The sequence below is a fragment of the Haloarchaeobius amylolyticus genome (assembly GCF_042678045.1).
GTDB lineage: Archaea > Halobacteriota > Halobacteria > Halobacteriales > Natrialbaceae > Natrinema > Natrinema amylolyticus_A.
In genome coordinates this window covers 72,283-75,335 of sequence record NZ_JBHUDI010000009.1, presented here as the reverse complement: position 1 = coordinate 75,335, position 3,053 = coordinate 72,283, and the positions used below count along the sequence as shown (strand labels likewise).

Annotated in this window: 2 protein-coding genes; both read right to left on the bottom strand. The window is 61.3% G+C overall.

What is annotated here, in order from left to right; translation table 11 throughout:
- Window positions 1-145: 145 nt before the first annotated feature.
- On the bottom strand, window positions 146-964 hold the full coding sequence (tbsP, locus tag ACFR99_RS14060) for a transcriptional regulator TbsP (protein ID WP_390288402.1): 819 nt from the start codon (window positions 962-964) through the stop codon (window positions 146-148).
- Window positions 965-1,359: 395 nt separating this feature from the next.
- Window positions 1,360-3,053: hypothetical protein (locus tag ACFR99_RS14055; RefSeq protein ID WP_390288400.1), on the bottom strand; the 1,694-nt coding region annotated here is incomplete at its 5' end.

Genomic DNA, 3,053 nt, shown 5'->3' with positions numbered 1-3,053 from the left:
GCGCAGCCGCGAGTCAGGGGAGGGAGGAGTGCTTTTCATCGAGGCTGAGCGAGATCTTCGATCCCGCGAGGTCCGAGAGAGCTTCGCTCTCTCGAGATTTTGCCGAGTGCGGTCGCATCGCGACCGCACGCAGCGCAAAAGTTCGTTAGTTGAGAATCGATTGGGCCACCGTCGCGAGCTGGCCGTTATCAGCTTCTTTGAGGCGGTCGTCGCCGATCTTGAGCCGGAGCCGCGGGCGGCCGACGTCGATCGGGACCTTCTCGGTGTCGATCAGGCCCATGTCTTCGAGTTTGGTTTTCGTCCGGGAGAAGGTCGCCTTGGAGGCGATGCCGACGTCCTCGCCCCACTTGCTGATGTCGTAGAGCAGCGCCTCGTTTTTGGCAGCGACGAGCAGGGAGATAGTGACCTCGTCTAAGCCATCACCGTCGCCGCGGGCGGTCTCGAGCGAGTCGAGAATCGCAGTGAAGTCGCCTTCGGCTTCGGGACTGATCTCGTCGGCGAGCGTTTCACGGACGTCGGTGATCGGCGGCGTCCGAAGGTTAAATTCGGACGCGTCGGCCCAGCGGTCCTCGTAGGTCGCGTAGGTATCCGCGACGAAATCCTGGTCGTCGGTGACGAGGCCGCCGACGCGGTCGCCGGCGTGGACGACGGCGACGACGCGGTCCTCGGTGATCAAAAGCGAGTTTTCGGGGGCTTCTTCGAGCGTTCGCAGGGCGAGTGCGCCCTCGCTGATGAGGTCTGCTGCGTTCGAGGCGACGATGAAATCGTCCATGATATCCTTCAGTGTTCGCTCGTCGGCGAGCATGTGCACCGACGGCAGGTCACCGTCGAACCCGGTGGCGACGGAGACGAACTCTTCGATGGCGTCGTGAGACGGATTTACCATGAAGATATCACCGCTTGCATCCTCGAGGACGGATTCGAGAATATCGTCAATCTGATGATTGAGTAAATTCGAGGTCATGCCTATACAGAAGTAATTGAGGTATCAGTACTTAATTTTGGCGGCCGTTCGCACAGCAGAACTTCTCGTATCTCGTTTGAACCGGTAATTTTTGTCCGCAAACCCGTTGGTTCGCCGACGAAATGCCGCTATCTCTTACACACATGTGAGTTGATAGAGATACAATTGGAAACGGGTATTGGTAATAGATCGGCCGAGGACCGGTTTTCGCTACCAATACCAATAACTATAAGCAACAAACGTGTTACTCTGCTATCGTATGTGTGTTCGACAGCACCGACTGTGGTGGGTCGTTCGAGCGGTCACCGTTGGGGGACGGCTCGAGCCGGACCACACTCGATCGTCACGCAACACTGTGCGAACAGAACGGGTCAGCACGTACGGCGGTCCATAGATTACCGATCGAACCGAGGCCAGAGTGCGTCCGACCAATACACGTCTCCGTCGTAGATCACAGCTGCGTCCGTCTCTTTGAGCATCGTCACCAGTTCCGATCGTGTCAGCGTAAACGTCGAGTCGTTCCCGCAGAGATAGGCGTACTCGTTGGTCTCGGTGTGAGGGAAGTAGTACGCACCAGCCGCTCGCGTCGAGTAACAGTCGAGACACAGGAGATACCGCTTCTCAGAGTCGTCGACTTCGTGCTGCTCGAGCGTCGCGGTGGTCGGCGGTTGATCGCCCTGCGTGAGTGAATGCGTTCCATCGCCGACGACGGCGTAGTCTTTGCCCATCATGATACGCCGGCGAGCGAGATCCATCGCCCGTTCGATGCTGAAGCCGTGGACCAGCAGTTTGGCGAACGTCGAGCCGACCTTGATCGCGTGGTCGTTCAACACCTTCGTAAACGTTACTGCACCAGCGACGCTGCCCTTCTCGATTAGCTGCCGCCCCTCGTAGAACGAGCCACAGGCGTTGAGGAAAAAGGTCTGGACGGCACAGCGGTCGAGACTCGAGGCTGCGAGCGTGCCGTCCGGACAGCACAGTCCGCCGGTTTCGCAGTGCCCGATGTAGTGGACGAAGTCGTGATCGTCCTCGAAGACGCGGGCGAGGGCGGCCGTCTCGAGCGATTCCTCGACGGCGAGGTCGATCGTCAGTTCCTCGGAGCGCTGACGGTAGATCTCGGCGACGCGGTCGTGTTCACCGGCCATCTCCGGATCGTTGAGGACGACACAGATCGAGATTCCGTCGCTCGCTCGCTCGAGGTAGTCGAGACGGTTGTCGTAGGCCTCGGGCGCGGCCTTGAAGACGTCGATCGGGACGCCGTCGGCCAGCCAGCCGTGGGCGCGGCCGCTCCGGAGGTCGGGTTTGACGATGTCGACCGAGGCGACCTGCCCGGTAGCGGCCCTGACCGTGGCTGGCGCGTCCAACTGGTCGGTCCAGTCGCCCCCGAAATCGCCACGATAGAAATCCTCGAGCGAGCGTTCGACCAGTTCCCGTCCCTCGAGTTCGGAGCTGCGGGGGGTGTAGATCATGCTCAGTCGGTCGAGCAGGAACGGCAGCGTTTCGACGCTGTCGTACTCGGGTGTGACGTACGTCGAGAGATGCCACTCGGGGAGCCGGTGTTTGATGGCCGCGAAGGACACGTCGAGATAGGCCGCGAGCCGATCTTGCGGTGAGGCGTCGTACAGCGTGTCGGCGTCGAGTTCGAGATGCTCGAGCAGGCTGCATTCGGCGAGGGTCGTCCCGTAAGGGCCGGCGTTACGGACGAGGCAGTCGAGGAAGAACGTCTTTCGGAGCAGTCGTCCCACGTCGCGCTCTAACTCGGGCATCGGCGAGAGTATCACGTCGGTCCCGCGGTCGACGAGTCGGAGCCGCGGACGGCCCGGGTCCGAACTGGCAGCGGTGCGACGGCAGTCGTCGATCGTCCGGACCGTCGCCTGCAGGTAGTAGGCAAGCGGCGCGGTGACCAACAGCGACTCGTAGTCGGGCGGGACGACGAGTTCGATTCCGTGGTCAGGGGTCGCAGATCGGATGCAGTCGTCGATCTCGAGGGAGTCGCCGTGTTCGAGCAGGGCGGGATGGCCTCGGAGCGTGGGATACGAGCGATCGGGGCCGGCCGTCTTGTGTGAGGCGGCCATGTGTGTGATGGCGT

Bases quoted from the DNA above. Each gene is read 5' to 3' on its own strand.
- tbsP (WP_390288402.1), bottom strand. From the start codon at position 964: ATGACCTCGAATTTACTCAATCATCAGATTGACGATATTCTCGAATCC.